Source organism: Pseudomonas sp. MSSRFD41 (assembly GCF_014230245.1).
GTDB lineage: Bacteria > Pseudomonadota > Gammaproteobacteria > Pseudomonadales > Pseudomonadaceae > Aquipseudomonas > Aquipseudomonas piscis.
In genome coordinates, this window is record NZ_JACKZK010000001.1 from 555324 (window position 1) to 574247 (window position 18924).

Annotated in this window: 20 protein-coding genes; 15 read left to right on the forward strand and 5 right to left on the reverse strand. The window is 67.1% G+C overall.

The window, feature by feature from the left end; genetic code table 11:
- The first annotated feature begins 133 nt into the window (after positions 1-133).
- The 9 genes from mdcA (at position 134) to madM (ending at position 7418) form a co-directional block, all read left to right on the forward strand.
- Complete coding sequence (mdcA, locus tag H7A76_RS02655; RefSeq protein WP_185697068.1) at positions 134-1810, forward strand: malonate decarboxylase subunit alpha; 1677 nt, start codon at positions 134-136, stop codon at positions 1808-1810.
- Positions 1810-2679, forward strand: coding sequence for a triphosphoribosyl-dephospho-CoA synthase (locus tag H7A76_RS02660; RefSeq protein WP_185697069.1), 870 nt, complete (start codon positions 1810-1812; stop codon positions 2677-2679). Before mdcA ends, H7A76_RS02660 begins: the two co-directional genes overlap by 1 nt.
- Positions 2679-2978 (forward strand): malonate decarboxylase subunit delta, encoded by a 300-nt coding sequence (locus H7A76_RS02665; protein WP_022641603.1) that lies wholly within the window; start codon positions 2679-2681, stop codon positions 2976-2978. Before H7A76_RS02660 ends, H7A76_RS02665 begins: the two co-directional genes overlap by 1 nt.
- A complete protein-coding gene (locus tag H7A76_RS02670; protein ID WP_185697070.1) occupies positions 2971-3822 on the forward strand; it encodes a biotin-independent malonate decarboxylase subunit beta in 852 nt (283 codons plus the stop codon). The genes H7A76_RS02665 and H7A76_RS02670 overlap by 8 nt, the downstream gene beginning before the upstream one ends.
- Positions 3819-4622, forward strand: coding sequence for a biotin-independent malonate decarboxylase subunit gamma (gene mdcE / locus H7A76_RS02675; RefSeq protein WP_185697071.1), 804 nt, complete (start codon positions 3819-3821; stop codon positions 4620-4622). The genes H7A76_RS02670 and mdcE overlap by 4 nt, the downstream gene beginning before the upstream one ends.
- Entirely contained in the window at positions 4616-5245 is a 630-nt protein-coding gene (locus tag H7A76_RS02680) for a malonate decarboxylase holo-ACP synthase (protein ID WP_185697072.1), read from the forward strand. The genes mdcE and H7A76_RS02680 overlap by 7 nt, the downstream gene beginning before the upstream one ends.
- Entirely contained in the window at positions 5242-6177 is a 936-nt protein-coding gene (gene mdcH, locus H7A76_RS02685; RefSeq protein ID WP_185697073.1) for a malonate decarboxylase subunit epsilon, read from the forward strand. Before H7A76_RS02680 ends, mdcH begins: the two co-directional genes overlap by 4 nt.
- 67 nt (positions 6178-6244) lie before the next feature.
- Positions 6245-6652, forward strand: coding sequence for a malonate transporter subunit MadL (gene madL / locus H7A76_RS02690; protein ID WP_185697074.1), 408 nt, complete (start codon positions 6245-6247; stop codon positions 6650-6652).
- Position 6653: 1 nt separating this feature from the next.
- Positions 6654-7418, forward strand: a complete 765-nt coding sequence (gene madM / locus H7A76_RS02695; protein WP_185697075.1) for a malonate transporter subunit MadM — start codon at positions 6654-6656, stop codon at positions 7416-7418.
- Positions 7419-7453: 35 nt separating this feature from the next.
- Here the strand turns inward: madM and H7A76_RS02700 are convergent, their stop codons facing one another.
- The gene (locus tag H7A76_RS02700; RefSeq protein WP_185697076.1) at positions 7454-8368 is read right to left on the reverse strand and encodes a LysR substrate-binding domain-containing protein; all 915 of its coding nucleotides are present in this window, start codon (positions 8366-8368) and stop codon (positions 7454-7456) included.
- 200 nt (positions 8369-8568) lie between these two features.
- Between H7A76_RS02700 and trhA the strand changes: the two genes are divergently transcribed.
- On the forward strand, positions 8569-9186 hold the full coding sequence (gene trhA, locus H7A76_RS02705) for a PAQR family membrane homeostasis protein TrhA (RefSeq protein WP_031320660.1): 618 nt from the start codon (positions 8569-8571) through the stop codon (positions 9184-9186).
- 103 nt (positions 9187-9289) lie between these two features.
- Here trhA and H7A76_RS02710 read toward each other — a convergent pair whose 3' ends face one another.
- Entirely contained in the window at positions 9290-10204 is a 915-nt protein-coding gene (locus H7A76_RS02710; protein WP_185697077.1) for a LysR family transcriptional regulator, read from the reverse strand.
- A 107-nt stretch (positions 10205-10311) separates the two neighbouring features.
- Here H7A76_RS02710 and H7A76_RS02715 point away from each other — a divergent pair, with 107 nt between their 5' ends.
- The 3 genes from H7A76_RS02715 to H7A76_RS02725 are packed head-to-tail and all read left to right on the forward strand — an operon-like array spanning position 10312 to position 12861.
- On the forward strand, positions 10312-11553 hold the full coding sequence (locus H7A76_RS02715) for a D-amino acid dehydrogenase (RefSeq protein ID WP_185697078.1): 1242 nt from the start codon (positions 10312-10314) through the stop codon (positions 11551-11553).
- 22 nt (positions 11554-11575) lie between these two features.
- Positions 11576-11926 carry a RidA family protein gene (locus tag H7A76_RS02720; RefSeq protein WP_185697079.1) on the forward strand — a complete coding sequence of 117 codons (351 nt, stop codon included), beginning with the start codon at positions 11576-11578 and terminating at the stop codon, positions 11924-11926.
- A gap of 29 nt (positions 11927-11955) precedes the next feature.
- Positions 11956-12861 (forward strand): transporter substrate-binding domain-containing protein, encoded by a 906-nt coding sequence (locus tag H7A76_RS02725; RefSeq protein WP_185697080.1) that lies wholly within the window; start codon positions 11956-11958, stop codon positions 12859-12861.
- Positions 12862-12946: 85 nt separating this feature from the next.
- Here H7A76_RS02725 and H7A76_RS02730 read toward each other — a convergent pair whose 3' ends face one another.
- Both H7A76_RS02730 and H7A76_RS02735 read right to left on the reverse strand, forming a co-directional pair.
- Positions 12947-13666 (reverse strand): 16S rRNA (uracil(1498)-N(3))-methyltransferase, encoded by a 720-nt coding sequence (locus H7A76_RS02730; protein ID WP_185697081.1) that lies wholly within the window; start codon positions 13664-13666, stop codon positions 12947-12949.
- A gap of 70 nt (positions 13667-13736) precedes the next feature.
- On the reverse strand, positions 13737-15143 hold the full coding sequence (locus H7A76_RS02735) for an adenosylmethionine--8-amino-7-oxononanoate transaminase (RefSeq protein WP_185697082.1): 1407 nt from the start codon (positions 15141-15143) through the stop codon (positions 13737-13739).
- 322 nt (positions 15144-15465) lie between these two features.
- Here H7A76_RS02735 and H7A76_RS02740 point away from each other — a divergent pair, with 322 nt between their 5' ends.
- Positions 15466-16017: a cytochrome b gene (locus tag H7A76_RS02740; RefSeq protein WP_185697083.1), complete on the forward strand. Its 552-nt coding sequence runs from the start codon at positions 15466-15468 to the stop codon at positions 16015-16017.
- A gap of 32 nt (positions 16018-16049) precedes the next feature.
- A complete protein-coding gene (locus H7A76_RS02745; RefSeq protein WP_185697084.1) occupies positions 16050-16646 on the forward strand; it encodes a YceI family protein in 597 nt (198 codons plus the stop codon).
- A gap of 219 nt (positions 16647-16865) precedes the next feature.
- Here the strand turns inward: H7A76_RS02745 and H7A76_RS02750 are convergent, their stop codons facing one another.
- On the reverse strand, positions 16866-18719 hold the full coding sequence (locus H7A76_RS02750; RefSeq protein WP_185697085.1) for a DEAD/DEAH box helicase: 1854 nt from the start codon (positions 18717-18719) through the stop codon (positions 16866-16868).
- Positions 18720-18924: the final 205 nt, after the last annotated feature.

Sequence of the window (18924 nt, forward strand, 5' to 3'; positions counted from 1 at the left end):
AGGAACGCGCCGGGCCTGGAACCGGCCGGCGAATCGTTACGCTTGGCGTAACTTTCCCACGCCGAGCTTGATTGATGCCCGCCGGGCTGCGCTCCTATGGTGGCTGCCACGACAGCGAACCTGTGGAGCGAGCATGACAACGACACTATCTCCCGACCCGCGCTGGTCGCGGCGGCGCAGCGAGAAGCAGCGGCGCCTCGAGCAGGTGCGGGCCATCGCCGATGGCGTGGTGTTGCCGACCGACAAGATCGTCGCGGCGCTGGAGGCGCTGATCCTGCCCGGCGACCGGGTGGTGCTGGAGGGCAACAACCAGAAGCAGGCGGACTTCCTTTCCCGGTCCCTGGCCAAGGTCGATCCGGCCAGGCTCCACGACCTGCACATGATCATGCCCAGCGTCGGTCGCGCCGAGCACCTGGACCTGTTCGAACGCGGTATCGCCCGCAAGCTCGACTTCTCCTTCGCCGGGACCCAGAGCCTGCGCATCAGCCAGTTGCTCGAAGACGGGCTGCTGGAGGTCGGCGCCATCCATACCTACATCGAACTCTATGCCCGGCTGGTGGTGGACCTGACGCCCAACGTGGTGCTGTGCGCCGGTTTCATGGCCGATCGCGCCGGCAACATCTACACCGGCCCGAGCACCGAGGACACCCCGGCGCTGGTGGAACCGGCGGCCTTCAGCGATGGCATCGTCATCGTCCAGGTCAACCAGCTGGTGGACGACGTCAGCGAGTTGCCCCGGGTGGATATCCCGGCCTCCTGGGTGGACTTCGTGGTGGTGGCCGACCAGCCGTTCTACATCGAGCCGCTGTTCACCCGCGACCCGCGCCATATCAAGCCGGTGCACGTGCTGATGGCGATGATGGCGATCCGTGGCATCTACGAGAAGCACAACGTGCAATCGCTGAACCACGGCATCGGCTTCAATACCGCGGCCATCGAGCTGATCCTGCCCACCTATGGCGAGTCCCTGGGGCTCAAGGGCAAGATCTGCCGCAACTGGACCCTCAATCCCCATCCGACCCTGATCCCGGCCATTGAAAGCGGCTGGGTGGACAGCGTGCATTGCTTTGGCACCGAACTGGGCATGGAAAGCTACATTGCCGCCCGTCCCGATGTGTTCTTCACCGGTCGCGACGGTTCCCTGCGCTCCAACCGGATGTTCTGCCAGCTGGCCGGGCAATACGCGGTGGACCTGTTCATCGGCGCCACCTTGCAGGTGGATGGCGACGGCCATTCCTCCACCGTGACCCGTGGCCGCCTGGCCGGTTTCGGCGGAGCGCCGAACATGGGCCACGATCCCCGGGGCCGGCGCCATGGCACCCCGGCCTGGCTGGACATGCGCCTGGACCAGGGCGCGGCGCCGCAGGCCCTGCTGGAGCGGGGCAAGAAGCTGGTGGTGCAGATGGTCGAGACCTTCCAGGAGGGCGGCAAACCGACCTTCGTCGAGACCCTGGACGCGGTGGACGTGGCGAAGAAAAGCGGCATGCCCCTGGCGCCGATCATGATCTATGGCGACGACGTCACCCACCTGCTCACCGAAGAAGGCATCGCCTACCTGTACAAGGCCCGCACCCTGGAGGAGCGCCGAGCGATGATCGCCGCCGTGGCCGGAGTCACCGCCATCGGCCTGCGGCATGACCCCAGGGATACCCAGCGCATGCGCCGCGAGGGCCTGGTCGCCTTGCCCGAGGACCTGGGCATTCGCCGCACCGACGCCAGCCGCGAGTTGCTGGCGGCCAAGAGCATCGCCGACCTGGTGCAGTGGTCCGGCGGCCTGTATCACCCACCTGCCAAGTTCAGGAGCTGGTAATGCATGCATTCAACCTGCAATCCCGGCCCCTGGGGCTGGCCGAGCGCCTGGCGGACCTGGCGGTGGACGCGCTGATCGACGAGGCCGACCTGTCGCCCAAGCCGGCCCTGGTGGACCGCCGTGGCAATGGTGCCCACAGTGACCTGCACCTGGGCCTGATGCACGCCTCGGCCCTGAGCCTGTGGCCGGCCTTCAAGGACATGGCCGAGGCCGCGCAACAATTCGCCCGTATCGACTTGCCGCTGCGCGAAGCCTTGGGGCGCAGCGGTCGCGAAGGCGAGCGGGCGATGCTGGCCACCACCGGCGGGGTGAACACCCATCGCGGGGCGATCTGGGCCCTGGGCCTGCTGGTGGCCGCCGCCGCCCTGGAACCTGGCTCCGGGGCGGCCGGCAGCGTCGCCTGGCGCGCCGCGCGCCTGGCGCTGCTGGAAGACCGGCATGCGCCACGGCCCTTGAGCCATGGTGCCCAGGTGGCGCAGCGCTACGGCGTAGGCGGCGCCCGGGAGGAGGCCCAGCGGGGCTTTCCCGCGGTGCTGCAATGGGGCCTGCCGCAGCTGCGGCGCAGTCGTGCCCGGGGCCATGGCGAGCAGAACGCCCGGCTCGATGCGCTGCTGGCGATCATGACCCGGCTGGCCGACACCTGCGTGCTCTACCGCGCGGGCGAAGCGGGCCTGCGGGCCATGCAGGATGGCGCCCGGGCGGTGCTGGAGGCCGGTGGCAGCGCCAGCCTCGCCGGACGCCGGCGCCTGCACCAGCTGGACCTGCAACTTCTGACCTTGAATGCCTCGCCCGGTGGCGCCGCCGACCTTTTGGCCGCCTGCCTGCTGCTCGACCGGATCGAGGCCGCCGCCGACCAGGGAGCGAACTGATGGAAACCTTGTCCTTTGAATTTCCCGCCGGCCCTTCCGGTCGCGGCCGTGCGCTGGTGGGTTGTGTCGGCTCCGGCGACCTGGAAGTACTGCTGGAGCCGGCGCCGGCCGGCACCTTGAAGATCCAGGTCCAGACCTCGGTCAATGGCAGCGCCGCACGCTGGCAGCACCTGTTCCAGCGCATGTTCGCCGGGCAGACGCCACCGGCGCTGCTGATCGACATCCATGACTTCGGCGCCACCCCGGGGGTGGTGCGCCTACGCCTTGAACAGGGCCTGGAGGAAATCGCCCATGACTGACAGCGCACGCTTGCTCGACCAGCACAGCTTCGTCGAACTGGGTGCCCGGCAGCGAGCCCGGGCGTTGCTGGACGCCGGCACCTTTCGCGAACTGCTCGACCCTTTCCAGCGGGTCATGTCGCCCTGGTTGCCGCGCCAGGGCGTGGTGCCCCAGGCCGATGATGGGGTGGTGATCGCCAAGGGCAGCATCGCTGGGCTGCCGGTGGTGATCGCCGCCATCGAAGGCGCATTCCAGGGCGGCAGCCTCGGCGAAGTGGGCGGGGCGAAGATCGCCGGCGCCCTTGAGCTGGCGGCCGAGGACAACCGCCAGGGCATCGCCACCCGCGCCGTGCTGCTGCTGGAGACCGGCGGTGTGCGGTTGCAGGAGGCCAACCTGGGGTTGGCGGCGATCGCCGATATCCATGCCGCGATCGTCGACCTGCGCCAGTACCAGCCGGTGCTTGGCGTGGTAGCTGGCAGCGTCGGCTGCTTCGGTGGCATGTCGATCGCCGCCGGCCTGTGCAGCTACCTGCTGGTGACCCAAGAAGCGCGGCTGGGCCTGAACGGGCCGCAGGTGATCGAACAGGAAGCCGGGATCGAGGAGTACGACTCCCGCGACCGGCCTTTCATCTGGAGCCTGAGCGGCGGCGAGCAGCGTTTCGCCAGCGGCCTGGTGGATCGCTATGTGGCCGATGACGTGGCGCAGATCCGGGCCCAGGTTCGCGAGTTGCTGGCCCTCGGTCTGCCCGAGCGGCAACGCAGCCACCAGGCCGAACACTATCTGCAATGCCTGGCCCGGCTGGACACGGCGGCGCAAATCGATGCGGCGACGGTTCGCGATCTGTATCAAGGAGGCCGCTCATGAGTGCACGTTCTTTGCGGGGCCTGAACTGGTTCAACGCCCTGAGTGGCGGCACCGCTTCGGTGGCCGGCCTGCCGTCGTCGCTGCGGGTGGCCGATGGTGAACTGGGGGGGCAATCGGTTCGTTTTATCGCTGTGGTGGCCGACCCGGAGAATCGTTTTCCCCGCGCCCGCCAGGGCGAGGTCGGCCTGCTGGAGGGCTGGGGCCTGGCCAAAGCGGTGGATGAAGTGATCGACGCCGACCGCGATCAGCCGCGCAAGCGACCGCTGATCGCCATCGTCGATGTGCCGAGCCAGGCCTATGGCCGGCGCGAAGAAGCCCTGGGCATCCACCAGGCCCTGGCCGGCGCCGCCGACAGCTACGCCCGGGCCCGCCTGGCGGGGCATCCGGTGCTCGGCTTGCTGGTGGGCAAGGCCATGTCCGGGGCGTTCCTGGCCCACGGCTACCAGGCCAACCGGCTGATCGCCCTGCGCGACCCGGGCGTGATGGTGCACGCCATGGGCAAGGCCTCGGCGGCGCGGGTCACCCTGCGCAGCGTCGAGGAACTGGAAGCCCTGGCCGCCAGCGTGCCGCCCATGGCCTACGACATCGACAGCTATGCCGGCCTGGGCCTCTTGTGGAAAACCCTGCCGGTGCAGCGCATCGAACAACCGACCCCCCAGGACCTGGACCAGGTCAGCGAATGCCTGCTGCAAGCCATTGTCGATGTACGGGCCGCTGGCGTTGGGCTCGAAGGGCGCCTGGGGGCGGCGAACCGGGAGGCCTCGAGCCGGGTCCGCCAACTGCTGCGGGAGCAATGGTGAGCGCCGGCGCTCACTGGTTGCCCCATGACCTGCTGTGGGGCCTGGGGCCCGGGCAACTGGCGGCCGATGCGCCGGAGTGGGCGCGGCAGGTGCTGGAGCAGGGGCAACCGGTGGTGGTGCGCCGGGCGGTGAGCGCTGCCGGTTCGGTCGCCGTGGGGCTGCGTGGCCCGGCCCGGGAGCAGCGTTACCCGGCGTTGCTGGCGCTGGACGCGGTGCAGCGTGGCGTCCGCCCGGAGGCGTTGCGCCACGTGCCGTCGAGCCGGGCCTGGCCGGCGCTCCAGGCCCTGGACCAGTTGCGTGGCCCGCTGGACGCCCTGGGGCTGGCCTGGGGCGTGGGCGGCAGCGCCGGCTTCGAGCTGGCCAGCGGGGTGGCCGCATTGCACCAGGACAGCGACCTGGACCTGATTCTCCGGGCACCTGAGCCGCTGTCCCGGGCCCGGGCGCGGGAGCTGCTGGCACTGCTCGATGGCGCCGTGTGCCGGGTCGACCTGCAATTGCAACTGCCGGCCGGGGGCCTGGCCCTGCGGGAGTGGGCCGGGGGCGCCTCGCGGGTACTGCTCAAGAGCGCCAGCGGAGCGCGGTTGGTACGCGATCCCTGGTGCCCAGGGGAGTTGGCGGCATGAGCAGCTTGCTGGTATTCCCGGGCCAGGGGGCGCAGCAGCCGGGGATGCTCCAGCGACTGCCCGAGCGGCCGGAGGTCGTGGCCTGCCTGCGCGAGGCCAGTGATGTGCTGGGGCAGGACGTGCTGGGCCTGGACTCGCCCCAGGCCCTGGCCGGGACCCGGGCGGTGCAGCTGTGCCTGCTGATTGCCGGGGTGGCCTGTGCCCGGACCCTGCTGCACGCCGATTGCCCGGTGGACTACGTGGCTGGCCTGTCCATCGGCGCCTATCCGGCGGCGGTGGTGGCCGGGGCCCTGGATTTCGCCGATGCCCTGCGCCTGGTGAGCTTGCGCGGGGAGCTGATGCAGCAGGCTTATCCACAGGGCTACGGGATGACCGCGCTGATGGGCCTGGACCTGGGCACGGTGGAGGCATTGCTGGCCCGGGTCCATGGCCGCGAATCGCCGGTGTACCTGGCCAATATCAACGCCGACACCCAGGTGGTGATCGCCGGCAGCGAGGCGGCGATGCAGGCCGTGGCCGAACTGGCCCGGGCCCGTGGCGCCGGGGTGGCCAGGCGCCTGGCGGTCAGCGTGCCGTCCCATTGCCCGTTGCTGGAGCAGCCGGCCCAACGGTTGGCCGAGGCGTTCGCCAGGGTGCCGATGGGGCCGCCACGGCTGGGGTACCTGAGTGCTAGCCGCGCGCGGCCATTGCGCACGGTGGAGCAATTGCGCGACGACCTGGCCTTCAACATGTGCCGGCTGGTGGACTGGCGCGGCACCGTGCAGGGCGCCTATGAGCGCGGCGTACGGTTGCAGATCGAACTGCCGCCCGGGGCGGTGCTCAGCGGCTTGGCGCGCCGGGTGTTCGAGCAGGGTTCGGTGCTCGCCTTCGATGGCGCCCGTCCGGACACCTTGCAGGCGCTTTTGCGCGAGGAGGGCCGCCGCGACCGATAGAACCGCGACCCAGGCTGGCGAAGCACAAGAACAACAACTTCGACGATGCACTGCGAGGACAACGACAATGATTATCTATGGTGTGGCATTGCTGGCGATCTGCACGCTGGCGGGAGTGATTATCGGCGACATGCTCGGCGTGTTGCTGGGGGTGAAGTCCAACGTCGGCGGGGTCGGCATCGCCATGATCCTGCTGATCTGCGCGCGCTTGTGGATGCAGCGCCATGGCGGCATGAGCAAGGACTGTGAAATGGGCGTCGGCTTCTGGGGCGCCCTGTACATCCCGGTGGTGGTGGCCATGGCCGCCCAGCAGAATGTGGTCACCGCGCTACATGGCGGACCGGTGGCGGTGCTGGCAGCCATCGGCTCGGTGCTGGTGTGCGGCTGCACCATCGCCCTGATCAGCCGGACCCACAAGGGCGATCCGCTACCGCAGGAGCCGGGCATCGAAGCCGCGCCGGCGGGAGGGCGCTGAGATGTGGGACCTGATCGAGAAAGGCCTGGAACACAACGGCCTGGTCACCGCCTTCGCCTTCGTCGGCGTGATCATGTGGGTCTCGGTGCTGCTGTCCCGGCACCTGACTTTCGGCCGCGTGCATGGATCGGCGATCGCCATCGTCATCGGCCTGGCCCTGGCCTGGGTCGGCGGCACCCTGACCGGTGGCCAGAAAGGCCTGGCGGACCTGGCGCTGTTTTCCGGCATCGGCCTGATGGGCGGCGCCATGCTGCGGGATTTCGCCATCGTCGCCACGGCCTTCGAAGTCCAGGCCACCGAGGCCCGCAAGGCCGGGTTGATCGGCGCCGTGGCGCTGCTGCTGGGCACGGTGCTGCCATTCATCGTCGGGGCGAGCATCGCCTGGAGCTTTGGCTATCGCGATGCGGTGAGCATGACCACCCTCGGTGCCGGCGCCGTGACCTACATCGTCGGCCCGGTGACCGGCGCGGCCATCGGCGCCAGCTCCGATGTGGTGGCGCTGTCGATCGCCACCGGCCTGATCAAGGCGATCCTGGTGATGGTGGGCACGCCCATGGCGGCCCGCTGGATGGGCCTGGACAACCCGCGTTCGGCCATGGTGTTCGGTGGCTTGGCCGGGACCGTCAGTGGGGTCACCGCCGGGCTTGCGGCCACCGATCGGCGCCTGGTGCCCTATGGGGCGCTGACGGCGACCTTCCACACCGGGTTGGGGTGCCTGCTGGGGCCGTCGCTGCTGTTTTTCATCGTGCGTGGGCTGGTGGGCTGACCCGATGTCATGCACACCTGCGACACTCTGGCGCTCTAACCCTGCCGGTTGGCATACATCCGGCATTCGGCCAGCAGCGCCAGCAGGTTCGGGTCGCGCTCCTTGGCCTTGAGGAAGACCACGCCGATATGTTGCTGCAGGCGGTAGCGCGCCTGCAGCGGTATCAGCTTCACGCGGTTCTCGTAGACGGCGGCGATCCTGCCCGGCAGCAGCGCATAACCCACCCCCGAGCTGACCATGCTCAGCAGGGTGAAGATATCGTTGACCTGCATCGCCACCTTCGGCTCGAACCCCGCCTGCTTGAAAACCCGCACGCCGTCCTGGTGGGTGGCGAAACCCTGGGTCAGGGTGATGAACGTGGCGTCGCGCACAGCCGCCAGGTCCACTTCGCGCTCTTGGGCGAAGGGCGAGTCGGCCGGGGTGGCGAGGAAGATATCGTCGGAGAACAGCGGCAGCCGTTCGCAGTCCGGATCGCTGACGCTGTCGTCCAGGGACACCAGGATCGCATCCACTTCCATGTTCTTGAGCTTGTATAAAAGATCGATGTTGGAGCCCAGGATCAGGTCGATGTTCAGCTCGCTGCGCCGCAGCTTCAGGCCCATGATCAGTTGCGGCACGGTTTTCACGGTCAGGGAGTAAAGCGCGCCGAGCTTGAAACGTTCTGCCGAGAAACCAGCGGCTTCACGGGTCAGGCGCACGCTCTCGACCACGTCCTGCACCAGCTTCTGCGCCCGCTCTTCCAGCACAAAGGCGCTTCCCAGCGGGGTCAGGTTGCGTCCTTCGTGCTTGAACAGCGGGCAGCGCAGGGCGTTTTCCAGGGAGTGGATGGCCCGGTGCACGCTGACATTGCTGGTTTGCAGTTCGCTGGCGGCGCGAGCCAGGTTGCCGGTGCGCATGAAGGCCAGAAACACTTCGAGTTTCTTGAGGGTCAACTCTTCGTCGATGAGCATGGTCCGGACTCTGGTGGCGAGGGCCTGATGATGCCCGATGAGTCGTCATGTGACCGCTGGTTTTTTCAGCGGCGCGCCCCAATGGACATATTGCGCTTGCACACTGCAGGCGCAGGCCCGTCGCTGGCCTTGCGGTCGAACGCAGCGGCCCGCAGTGGGTCTGCTGGGATGGTTGTGGATGTTTTCAGGGTGACTGATCGATGTATCACGGAGAAAGACTCAACGCCTGGACCCACCTCTTGGGGGCGGTCGCGGCGTTTATCGGCGGTATCTGGCTGGTGGTGCTGGCCAGCCTCGACGGCAGCCCGTGGAAGATCGTCGGGGTGGCGATCTATGCCTTCACCTTGCTGGTGCTCTACAGCGTGTCCACGGTCTACCACAGCGTGCGGGGGCGGGCGAAGAACATCATGCAGAAGGTCGATCACTTCTCGATCTACCTGCTGATCGCCGGCAGCTACACGCCGTTCTGCCTGGTGACCTTGCGCGGGCCCTGGGGCTGGACCCTGTTCGGCATCGTCTGGGGCCTGGCCTTGATCGGCATCCTGCAGGAGATCAAGCCGCGCTCCGAAGCGCGGGTCCTGTCCATCGTGATCTACGCGGTGATGGGCTGGATCGTGCTGGTGGCGGTCAAGCCGCTGCTGGCGGCCCTGGGGCCGGCGGGCTTCACCTGGCTGGCGGCGGGCGGGGTGTTGTACACCGTGGGGATCATCTTCTTCGCCCTCGACAACCGCCTGCGCCACGCCCACGGCATCTGGCACCTGTTCGTCATCGCCGGCAGCCTGCTGCACTTCGTCGCCATCCTGTTCTATGTGTTGTGATCGGCACGCCTCATCGTTCCGCGCGGGTAGCCTCGCTCCTACAGGTACGGTGATCCCTGTGTAGGAGCGAAGCTGGCTCGCGATGACATCCTGACCGGCGGCCTCAATCGGCGGCCATCAACCGATCCAGTTGCTCCTGGGCCTGCCCGCCAAAGATCTCCAGCAAGCTGCTCAAGGTATGGGGCGGCGGTTCGGCGGCCCGGCTCACGGCATACAGGGTGATGGGCAGCGACGGGCTCAGGGGGCGGATCGCGGTGCTGGCCGAGGACGCGCCCAGGGCGGTGAAGGGATCGATCAGCGCCAGGCCGGCGCCGGACTCCACCATGGCCCGGGCCAGGGAATAGGTCTGCACCGCGATGCTCACCCGGGGTGGTGGTTCCACGGCCTTGAGATAACCGTCGAGCCGGGCCGACAGCGGGTCGGCGCTGCTCAGGCCGATCAGCGGTGCGCCTGCCAGTTCTTGCAGCGCCAGGGGCTGGCCCAGGCTGCCATCGGGCCAATAGCCGCTCGGTGCCAGGGCCACCAGCACGCCCTGGGCCAGGACCTGACCGTTCAGGCCGGGGTGATCCGGGCGTTGCAGGGTCAGGGCCACATCGATTTCGCGCATCAACAGGTTCTGCACCAGTTCGCGGCTGTGGGCGCTGGACAGCTCGCAGAGGCTGTCCGGGTAGCGCCGGGTCCACTCGCTGATGGCCGGCGGCAGCAAGGCCAGGGCCAGGGCCGGGGTGGCGCCGATGCGCAGGCTGTGGCCCGGCGCCCGGCGCAGGTTCTGGGCCAGGCGGCGCACGCCCTGCAGGCTCTCGCTGACCTTGTCCACCTCCCGCTCCAGCTCCAGGGCTTCCGGGGTCGGTTGCAGCTTGCCGCGTACCCGCAGGAACAGCGGGAAACCCAGCTGCAGTTCGGCGTGCTGCAGCACTTTGGTCACCGCCGGCTGCGAGACGTGCAGCAATTGCGCGGCACCGCTGATGGAGCCGGTCTGGCGGATGGCCTGGAAGATCTCGATATGGCGAAGGCGCATGGCAAGTCCATAACCTTTGTTTATGGGTGTTCCATCTTTATTCATTGTCCGGCGCCTGTCACCTGCCCCTAACCTTGGGTCCATCGAACGACGGTCCAGGGGCAATCATGAGTCAGCGGGTTTGCATCATCGGTGGTGGCGTCATTGGCCTGGCCAGCGCCTATGCCCTGGTCCGCCAGGGCCTGGAGGTGACCCTGGTGGAAGCCCAGGACAGCCTCGGCAGCCAGACCAGCTTCGCCAACGGCGGCCAGCTGTCCTATCGCTACGTGGCGCCGCTGGCCGATGCTGGCGTGCCCTGGCAGGCCCTGGGCTGGATGCTCAAGGGCGATTCGCCGTTGCGCCTGCGGCCACGCCTGGACCCGGCGCAGTGGCGCTGGCTGGCGGGGTTCCTGGGGGCTTGCCGGCACTCGGTGAACCAGCGCAATGGCGCCCATTTGCTGCGGTTGGCGCTGCTCAGCCAGGAGACCCTCAAGACCTGGCGCGAAGCCGACGGCCTGGCGGACTTCGACTGGCGGCGCAACGGCAAGCTGGTGACCTTTCGTGAGGCCGGCAGTTTCGAACACGCCCGGCACAACCTGTCCGACCCGCGCCAGCAGCAGGTGCTGACGGGGGCCGAATGCGCCAGCCTGGAGCCGGCCCTGGGCGATGCGCCCTTCATCGGTGGCATCTATACCCCGGACGAAGAGGTGGCCGACTGCCATGCTTTCTGCCAGCAGTTGGCGGCACGCCTGCGGGCGTCCGGACGTTGCCAGATCCTCCTTGGGCAGCGAGTTCGCGGCATCCGGCACCAGGGCGACCGGGTACAGGCCATCGACCTGGGCGAGCGCCAGCTGGCGGTGGACCACCTGGTGCTGGCTGCCGGGCACCGCAGCTCCGAGTTGCAGCTGCCTGGGCTCAAGCTGCCGCTGTACCCGCTCAAGGGCTACAGCCTCAGCGCGCCCATCGGCCCGCAGCACCGAGCGCCGGAAATCAGCATCACCGACTACAACCGCAAGATCGTCTACGCGCGGATCGGCCAGCAGCTACGGGTCGCGGCCATGGTCGATATCGTCGGCTTCGACCCGGCCCCGGACCCCGGGCGCCTGGCCCTGCTGCGGCGCCAGGCGGCGCAGACCTTCGCCCATGCCGGCGATTACCAGGCCGCCGTGGAATGGGCCGGCATGCGCCCGGCGACCCCCAGCGGCGTGCCGCTGGTGGGGGGCACCGCCTACCGCAACCTGTGGCTCAACCTCGGCCATGGCGCGCTGGGTTTCACCCTGGCCTGTGGCAGCGGCCAGTTGCTGGGCGAACTGATCGGCCAGCGTCCCACCAGTATCGACATGCAGGGCCTGGCGCCACGCGCCGCCTGAGTCATCACCAGGAGTGTTTCCAATGAGTATCCAGCGTCTGCATAGCAACAACCGCCTGAGTGGCGCCGTGACCTTCGCCGAACTGGTGTTCCTTTCCGGCCAGGTGCCGGGGGCCAGCCAGGACATCGCCGGCCAGACCCGCGAGGTCCTGGAGAAGATCGATGCGCTGCTGGCCGAGGTCGGCAGCGACAAGGACCACGTGCTCAACGCCACCATTTATCTCAAGGACATCCAGGCGGATTTCGCCGGCATGAACGAGGTGTGGTCGGCCTGGCTGTCCCCCGGCCAGGCTCCGGCGCGCACCACTTTGCAGGCAGCCCTGGCGCGCCCGGACATCCTCGTCGAAATCAGTATCATCGCCACCCGTCGCTGAAGCGCCTTCATCCCCAACGGAGAATAACAATGCACAAGAAGATCACGTTGCTCGGCTGCACCCTGGGCCTGCTGTTCAGCGCCATGGCCCAGGCCAACGAGGCGCCCCTGGAGGGAACCCTGGCCAAGATCGCCAACAGCGCCAGTATTACCTTGGGATATCGCGATGCCTCGGTGCCGTTTTCCTACGTGGCGGACAACAGCGGCAAGCCCATGGGTTATTCCGTGGAGCTGGCGGGTAAGGTGGTGGAGCGCATCCAGCAGCAGTTGCAGCTGCCCAAGCTGGCGGTGAAGTACAACCTGGTGACCTCCCAGACCCGCATTCCGCTGGTGCAGAACGGCACCGTGGACCTGGAATGCGGCTCCACCGGGGTGACGGCCGAGCGCCAGAAGCAGGTGGCCTTCTCCTATGGCTTCATCTACGTCAAGGGCCAGTTGCTGACCGCCAAGGACAGCGGGATCAAGAGCTTCGCCGACCTGCGGGGCAAGAATGTGGTGACCACCGCCGGCACCACCAACGAGCGCTTTCTCAAGAGCTTCAACGTCGAGCACAAGATCGATATGTTCGTGATCAGCGCCAAGGACCACGGCGAAGCCTTCCAGATGCTCCAGTCGGGGCGCGCGGCGGCGTTCTACATGGACGATGCGCTGCTTTACGGCGAGCGGGCCAAGGCTCGCGATCCGCACAACTGGGTCGTGGTGGGCGAGGAGCAGTCGCGGGAGATCTACAGCTGCATGGTGCGCAAGGACGACCCGCAGTTCCTGGCGCTGGTCAACACCGCCCTGGCGGACCTGTACCGCTCCGGCGAGATCAACGGGATCTACCAGCGCTGGTTCGAGCAGCCGATCCCGCCCAAGGGGCTGAACCTGGAGTTCCCGATGACCAGCGAGCTGAAGGCGATCATCGCCAAGCCCACCAGCGATCCGGTGCAGTAACGCCGTCCCGCGGCCTGCCGGCTGTTGTAGGAGCCAGGCTTGCCGGCGATGGACGCGCCACGGTGTGCCAGGCAACGGCGGGGGGCTAGAAGTCGCCCCAGAGCTGCTGGGCCACGGCCAGGGCCACCACTGGCGCGGTTTCCGTACGCAGTACCCGTGGACCCAGGCGCGCCGGCAGGAAACCGGCGCCCTGGGCTTGTTCGACTTCGGCGTCGGACAGGCCGCCCTCGGGGCCGATCAGGAAGGCCAGGGTGCCCGGGCGGGCGTGGCTTTCCAGTGGCTGGGCCACCGGGTGCAGCACCAGCTTGAGGTCGGCGGCGGTCTGCTTGAGCCAATCCGCCAGCAACAGCGGCGGGTGGATCACCGGGACCTTGGAGCGCCCGCACTGCTCGCAGGCGCTGATGGCCACCTGGCGCCAATGCAGCAGGCGCTTGTCGGCCCGTTCATCCTTGAGCCGCACCTCGCAGCGTTCGCTGAAGATCGGCGTGATCTGGTCGACACCCAGCTCGGTGGCTTTCTGGATCGCCCAATCCATGCGTTCGCCACGGGACAGGCCCTGGCCCAGGTGGATACGCAGCGGCGACTCGGGCTGGCCGGCGAAGCTCTCGTCGAGGCTGATCCGCACGCGCTTCTTGCCCACCTCCACCAGGGTGCCGCGAAACTCCTGCCCCGAACCGTCGAACACCTGCAACGCATCGCCCTCGGCCATGCGCAGCACCCGTGCGATGTAGTGGGCCTGGGCTTCGGGCAGCTCGTGCTCGCCAAGGCCCAGGGGGGTGTCGATAAAGAAGCGGGACAATCTCATCTGTGGTCTCTGTTGAAGTCGGATCGGTGGGGGCGGGTGCGTGGCCTGTGCGGCCACGCTCGGGCGGGCCTCAGCCCGGATCGCGAAAACCCGGGTGGAAGTCCTTGGGCACCGCCACGCTGACGCTGTCCCGGGTGGCGATGTCGATGCCTTCGCTGGCCACTTCGGCGAGGAAGTCGATCTGCTCCGGGGTGATCACGTAGGGCGGCAGGAAGTACACCACGCTGCCTAGCGGACGCAGCAGGGCGCCACGGCTCAGGGCGTGTTCGAAGACCTTCAGGCCACGGCGTTCCTGCCAGGGATAGGCGGCCTTGCTGGCCTTGTCCTGGACCATCTCGATGGCCAGCGCCATGCCGGTCTGGCGGATCTCGGCGACGTGGGCGTGGTCGGCCAGGTGCGCGGTGGCGCTGGCCATGCGTGCGGCCAGGGCCTGGTTGGCCTGGATCACGTTGTCCTGTTCGAAGATATCCAGGGTCGCCAGCGCCGCGGCACAGGCCAGCGGGTTGCCGGTGTAGCTGTGGGAGTGGAGGAAGGCGCGCAGGGTCGGGTAGTCGTCGTAGAAGGCCTGGTAGACCTTGTCGGTGGTCAGGCAGGCAGCCAGGGGCAGGTAGCCGCCGGTCAGGGCCTTGGACAGGCACAGGAAGTCCGGGCGGATGCCGGCCTGCTCGCAGGCGAACAGGGTGCCGGTACGACCGAAGCCCACGGCGATTTCGTCGTGGATCAGGTGCACGTCGTAGCGGTCGCAGGCCTCGCGCAGCAGCTTGAGGTAGACCGGGTGGTACATGCGCATGCCGCCGGCGCCCTGGATCAGCGGCTCGACGATCACCGCCGAGATCGTCTCGTGGTGTTCGGCCAGGGTCTGCTCCATGGCGGCGAACATGTTGCGCGAATGCGCTTCCCAGCCCATGCCTTCAGGGCGGTGGTAGCAGTCGGGGCTGGGCACCTTGAGGGTGTCCAGCAGCAGGGCCTTGTAGGTCTCGGTGAACAACGGCACGTCGCCCACCGACATGGCGGCGATGGTCTCGCCGTGATAGCTGTTGGTCAGGGTGACGAAGCGCTTCTTCGCCGGTTTGCCGGTGTTCTGCCAGTAGTGGAAGCTCATCTTCAGCGCCACTTCGATGCACGACGAGCCGTTGTCGGCGTAGAACACCCGGTCCAGCCCGGCGGGGGTCATGGCCACCAGGCGCTCGGACAGCTCGATCACCGGCTGGTGGCTGAAGCCGGCCAGGATCACGTGCTCCAGCTGGTCGACCTGGTCCTTGATGCGCTGGTTGATGCGCGGGTTGGCGTGGCCGAACACGTTGACCCACCAGGAACTGACCGCATCCAGGTAGCGCTTGCCCTCGAAATCTTCCAGCCAGACACCTTCGCCCCGCCGGATCGGGATCAACGGCAGTTGTTCGTGGTCTTTCATCTGGGTGCAGGGATGCCACAACACTGCGAGATCGCGTTGCATCCACTGGTTATTCAGGCCCATGTACAGTCTCCTGGAGGTGCTCGCAAAATGGCGCGGGCAAACGATCGAGCAAGCCTATGCAATGCATGGCCGTGGGACAACCTGGTTGTGCGAGGTAGCGCCGCGGGTGTGGCCCATCCTGGGCAAAGACGCCGGTGATGGAGGCCAAGGCACGGGGACGGGGGACTTGCCCGTAGAGGAACTTGAGGGACTTAATCTTTACTTAACTCGCTCGGTACAGACTATCGATCGTATTTCTCGATATTTCAAAGCGAAAATTTCCGCTTTAATTCGATAGGTAAATCGATAGTCTTGGCCAGCGTTTCTTACAGGATGCGACACAATGCAGTTACGTAATTCTTCTTCGCGCTACGGCTGGGTAAGCATTGTTCTGCACTGGGGCGTGGCCCTGGCGGTATTCGGACTGTTTGCCCTGGGCCTGTGGATGGTCGGCCTGGACTACTACAGTACCTGGCGCAAAGACGCGCCGGACCTGCACAAGAGCATTGGCCTGACGCTGTTTGCGATCATGCTGCTGCGGGTGCTGTGGCGGTTCGTCAGCCCACCGCCGCCGGCCCCGGCCAATCATGGCCGCCTGACCCGACTGGGGGCCAAGCTGGGACACGCGTTCCTCTACCTGGGCCTGTTCGCGGTGATGATCGCCGGTTACCTGATCTCCACCGCAGACGGCGTGGGTATCCCGGTATTCGGCTTGTTCGAAATTCCTGCCCTGGTATCCGGACTCCCGGACCAGGCAGATGTGGCAGGTGCGGTGCATTTGTACCTGGCCTGGGTGCTGGTAGTCTTTGCCGGCATCCATGGACTGGCTGCATTGAAGCACCACTTTATCGATCGTGATGCGACCCTCACCCGTATGCTGGGCCGCAAAGCCTGATGTTCAACCTTGACTCGAAAGGAATGGAAAGCATGTTGAAAAAGACTCTCGCCGCTCTGGCAATCGGATCTGCTGTATTGGCGACCGGCCAGGCAATGGCAGCGGACTACGTGATCGACAAGGAAGGCCAGCACGCCTTCGTCGACTTCAAGATCAGCCACCTGGGCTACAGCTTCATCACCGGTACCTTCAAGGACCTGGACGGCAAGTTCAGCTTCGACGCGGCCAAGCCTGAAGACGCCAAGATCGAAGTCAACGTGCGTACCGCCAGCGTGTTCACCAACCACGCCGAGCGTGACAAGCACATCACCAGCAAGGACTTCCTGGACGCTGGCAAGTTTGCCGACGCCAAGTTCGTCTCCACCAGCGTCAAGCCAACCGGCAAGAACGCTGATGGCAAGCTGACCGCCGACGTAGCCGGCGACCTGACCCTGCATGGCGTGACCAAGCCTGTCGTGGTCAAGGCCACCTTCCTGGGTGAAGGCAAGGATCCATGGGGCGGCTACCGCGCTGGCTTCGAAGGCACCACCAGCATCAATCGCCAGGACTTCGGCAAGATGATGGACCTGGGCCCGGCGTCCAATAACGTCGACCTGTACATCACCTTCGAAGGTGTGAAAGCCAAGTAATGCTTCGCCTGTAGCCGCTGCCGCAGGCTGCGACAAGGCCCGCAGGGCCTTCGCGATCTGCGCCGCGCTGCTGCCATCGGCGCGTTCGCGCCCACGGCACGCACAAGAAAACGCCCCCGGCTCCAACCGAGGGCGTTTTTTATCGGCTGGCCGTTTTCCCCGATACCAGCGAAAACGCCCCGGATCTCACGATCCGGGGCGTTTTGCATTGCAGCTCGCTTAGCGGTTACGCGTCAGCAGGGCCGGTTTTTCGCCCCGTGGGCGGCTTGGCAACTGTTCCAGTTGTTCAGGCGTCGGGAAGCGATCGACCTTGGACTCCTTGTGCATGATCTTCGGCTGGACGCTCCGAGGATTCTGCACGGCAGGTTCCTGGCGGCCTTGATCGTCACGGCCACGACGGTTGCGCGAATCGTCGCGACGGCCCTGGCCATCACGGGAAGCACCATTGCGCTGGCCGTTGCGTTTGGCCGGCGTGCCACCGTTGCTGTTGCTGGCTCCGCCACCGTTGCGCGGATTGCCATTGCGACCCTGGCCGCCGTTGCGCTGCCCATTGCCGCCAGTGCCCTGGCCCGGGGCTGCGGGGCGACGGCCGCGGCCTTGCTGGTTGCCCTTGTTCTGGTACGGGCTGACGTAGTCGGCGCGGTTGCCGAAGTTGTCCACGTCGTCATCGAGGAACTCGTCCGGCGCCCGGTCCGGGCTTGGGACTGGCTGGCGTTGTTCGCGCGGCGCGGCTTTTTCGCGAGGCTTCTGCTCGCGAGCCTGGCGCTCGCCACGGGCCGGCTTGTCCTTGCCGCCCTTGTCCTTGCCCTTGTCCTTGCGACCGCCACCGCCGCCATTCGGGTTGTCGCCGCGGGGCGCGCGGGCGTTGCGCGAGTTACGGGTGTCCGGACGCTCGCGCACTTCCGGTTTCTCGGCTTCCACCGCGCTGGCATCGAAGCCCATCAGGTCGCCATCGGCGATCTTCTGCTTGGTCATGCGCTCGATGCTCTTGAGCAGCTTCTCTTCGTCCGGGGCCACCAGGGAAATGGCCTCGCCCGAACGGCCGGCCCGGCCAGTACGGCCGATACGGTGGACGTAGTCTTCGTCGACGTTGGGCAGCTCGAAGTTGACCACATGGGGCAGTTGGTCGATGTCCAGGCCGCGGGCGGCGATATCGGTCGCCACCAGGATCCGCACTTCGCCGGCCTTGAAGTCGGCCAGGGCCTTGGTGCGGGCGTTCTGGCTCTTGTTGCCGTGGATCGCCATGGCGCTCAGGCCATGCTTGTCCAGGTATTCGGCCAGGCGGTTGGCGCCGTGCTTGGTGCGGGTGAACACCAGGACCTGTTCCCAGGCACCTGCGGTGATCAGGTGCGCCAGCAGCGCGCGCTTGTGGCTGGCCGGCAGGCGGAAGACCCGCTGCTCGATCCGCTCCACCGTGGTGTTCGGCGGGGTGACCTCGATGCGCTCGGGGTCGTGCAGGAGCTTGCTGGCCAGGTCCGTGATGTCCTTGGAGAAGGTCGCGGAAAACAGCAGGTTCTGGCGCTTGGCCGGGAGGCGGGCGAGGACCTTCTTGACGTCATGGACGAAGCCCATGTCGAGCATGCGGTCGGCTTCGTCCAGGACCAGGATTTCCACGTGCGACAGGTCGATGCTGCCCTGGCCGGCCAGGTCCAGCAGGCGGCCGGGGCAGGCCACCAGCACGTCGACGCCACGGGCCATGGCCTGCACCTGCGGGTTCATGCCGACGCCGCCGAAGATGCAGGCGCTGACGAACTTCAGGTCGCGGGCGTACAGCTTGAAGCTGTCGTGCACCTGCGCGGCCAGTTCGCGAGTCGGGGTCAGGACCAGGACGCGAGGCTGGCGCGGGCCGTGACGTTGGGATTTGTCCGGATGACCATTGGGAAACAGCCGCTCCAGGATCGGGAGGGCGAAACCGCCGGTTTTACCAGTACCTGTCTGTGCCGCGACCATCAGATCGCGACCTTGCAACACGGCGGGAATGGCCCGCTGTTGCACCGGAGTAGGCTGGGTATAGCCGGCTGCTTCGATGGCGCCGACTAAAGCCTCGGAGAGACCGAGGGAAGCAAAGGACATGAGTAATCCTGTTTTAGTGAGGGCTTGGCCCAAAGGGATGATCTTGCCGGGCGCGAATGGCGTTCAAGAGGACGCAATCCCGTCCGGTCCTGCTGGCCTGGGAAGACATCCACCGAGGGCTCGCGCGGGCCGGTCGGCTGCGCCGTAGCGGGGTGGAGATGTCTTGAACAGGATCCCAGCGTCCGGGCGTGAGCCTGGCGGGAGG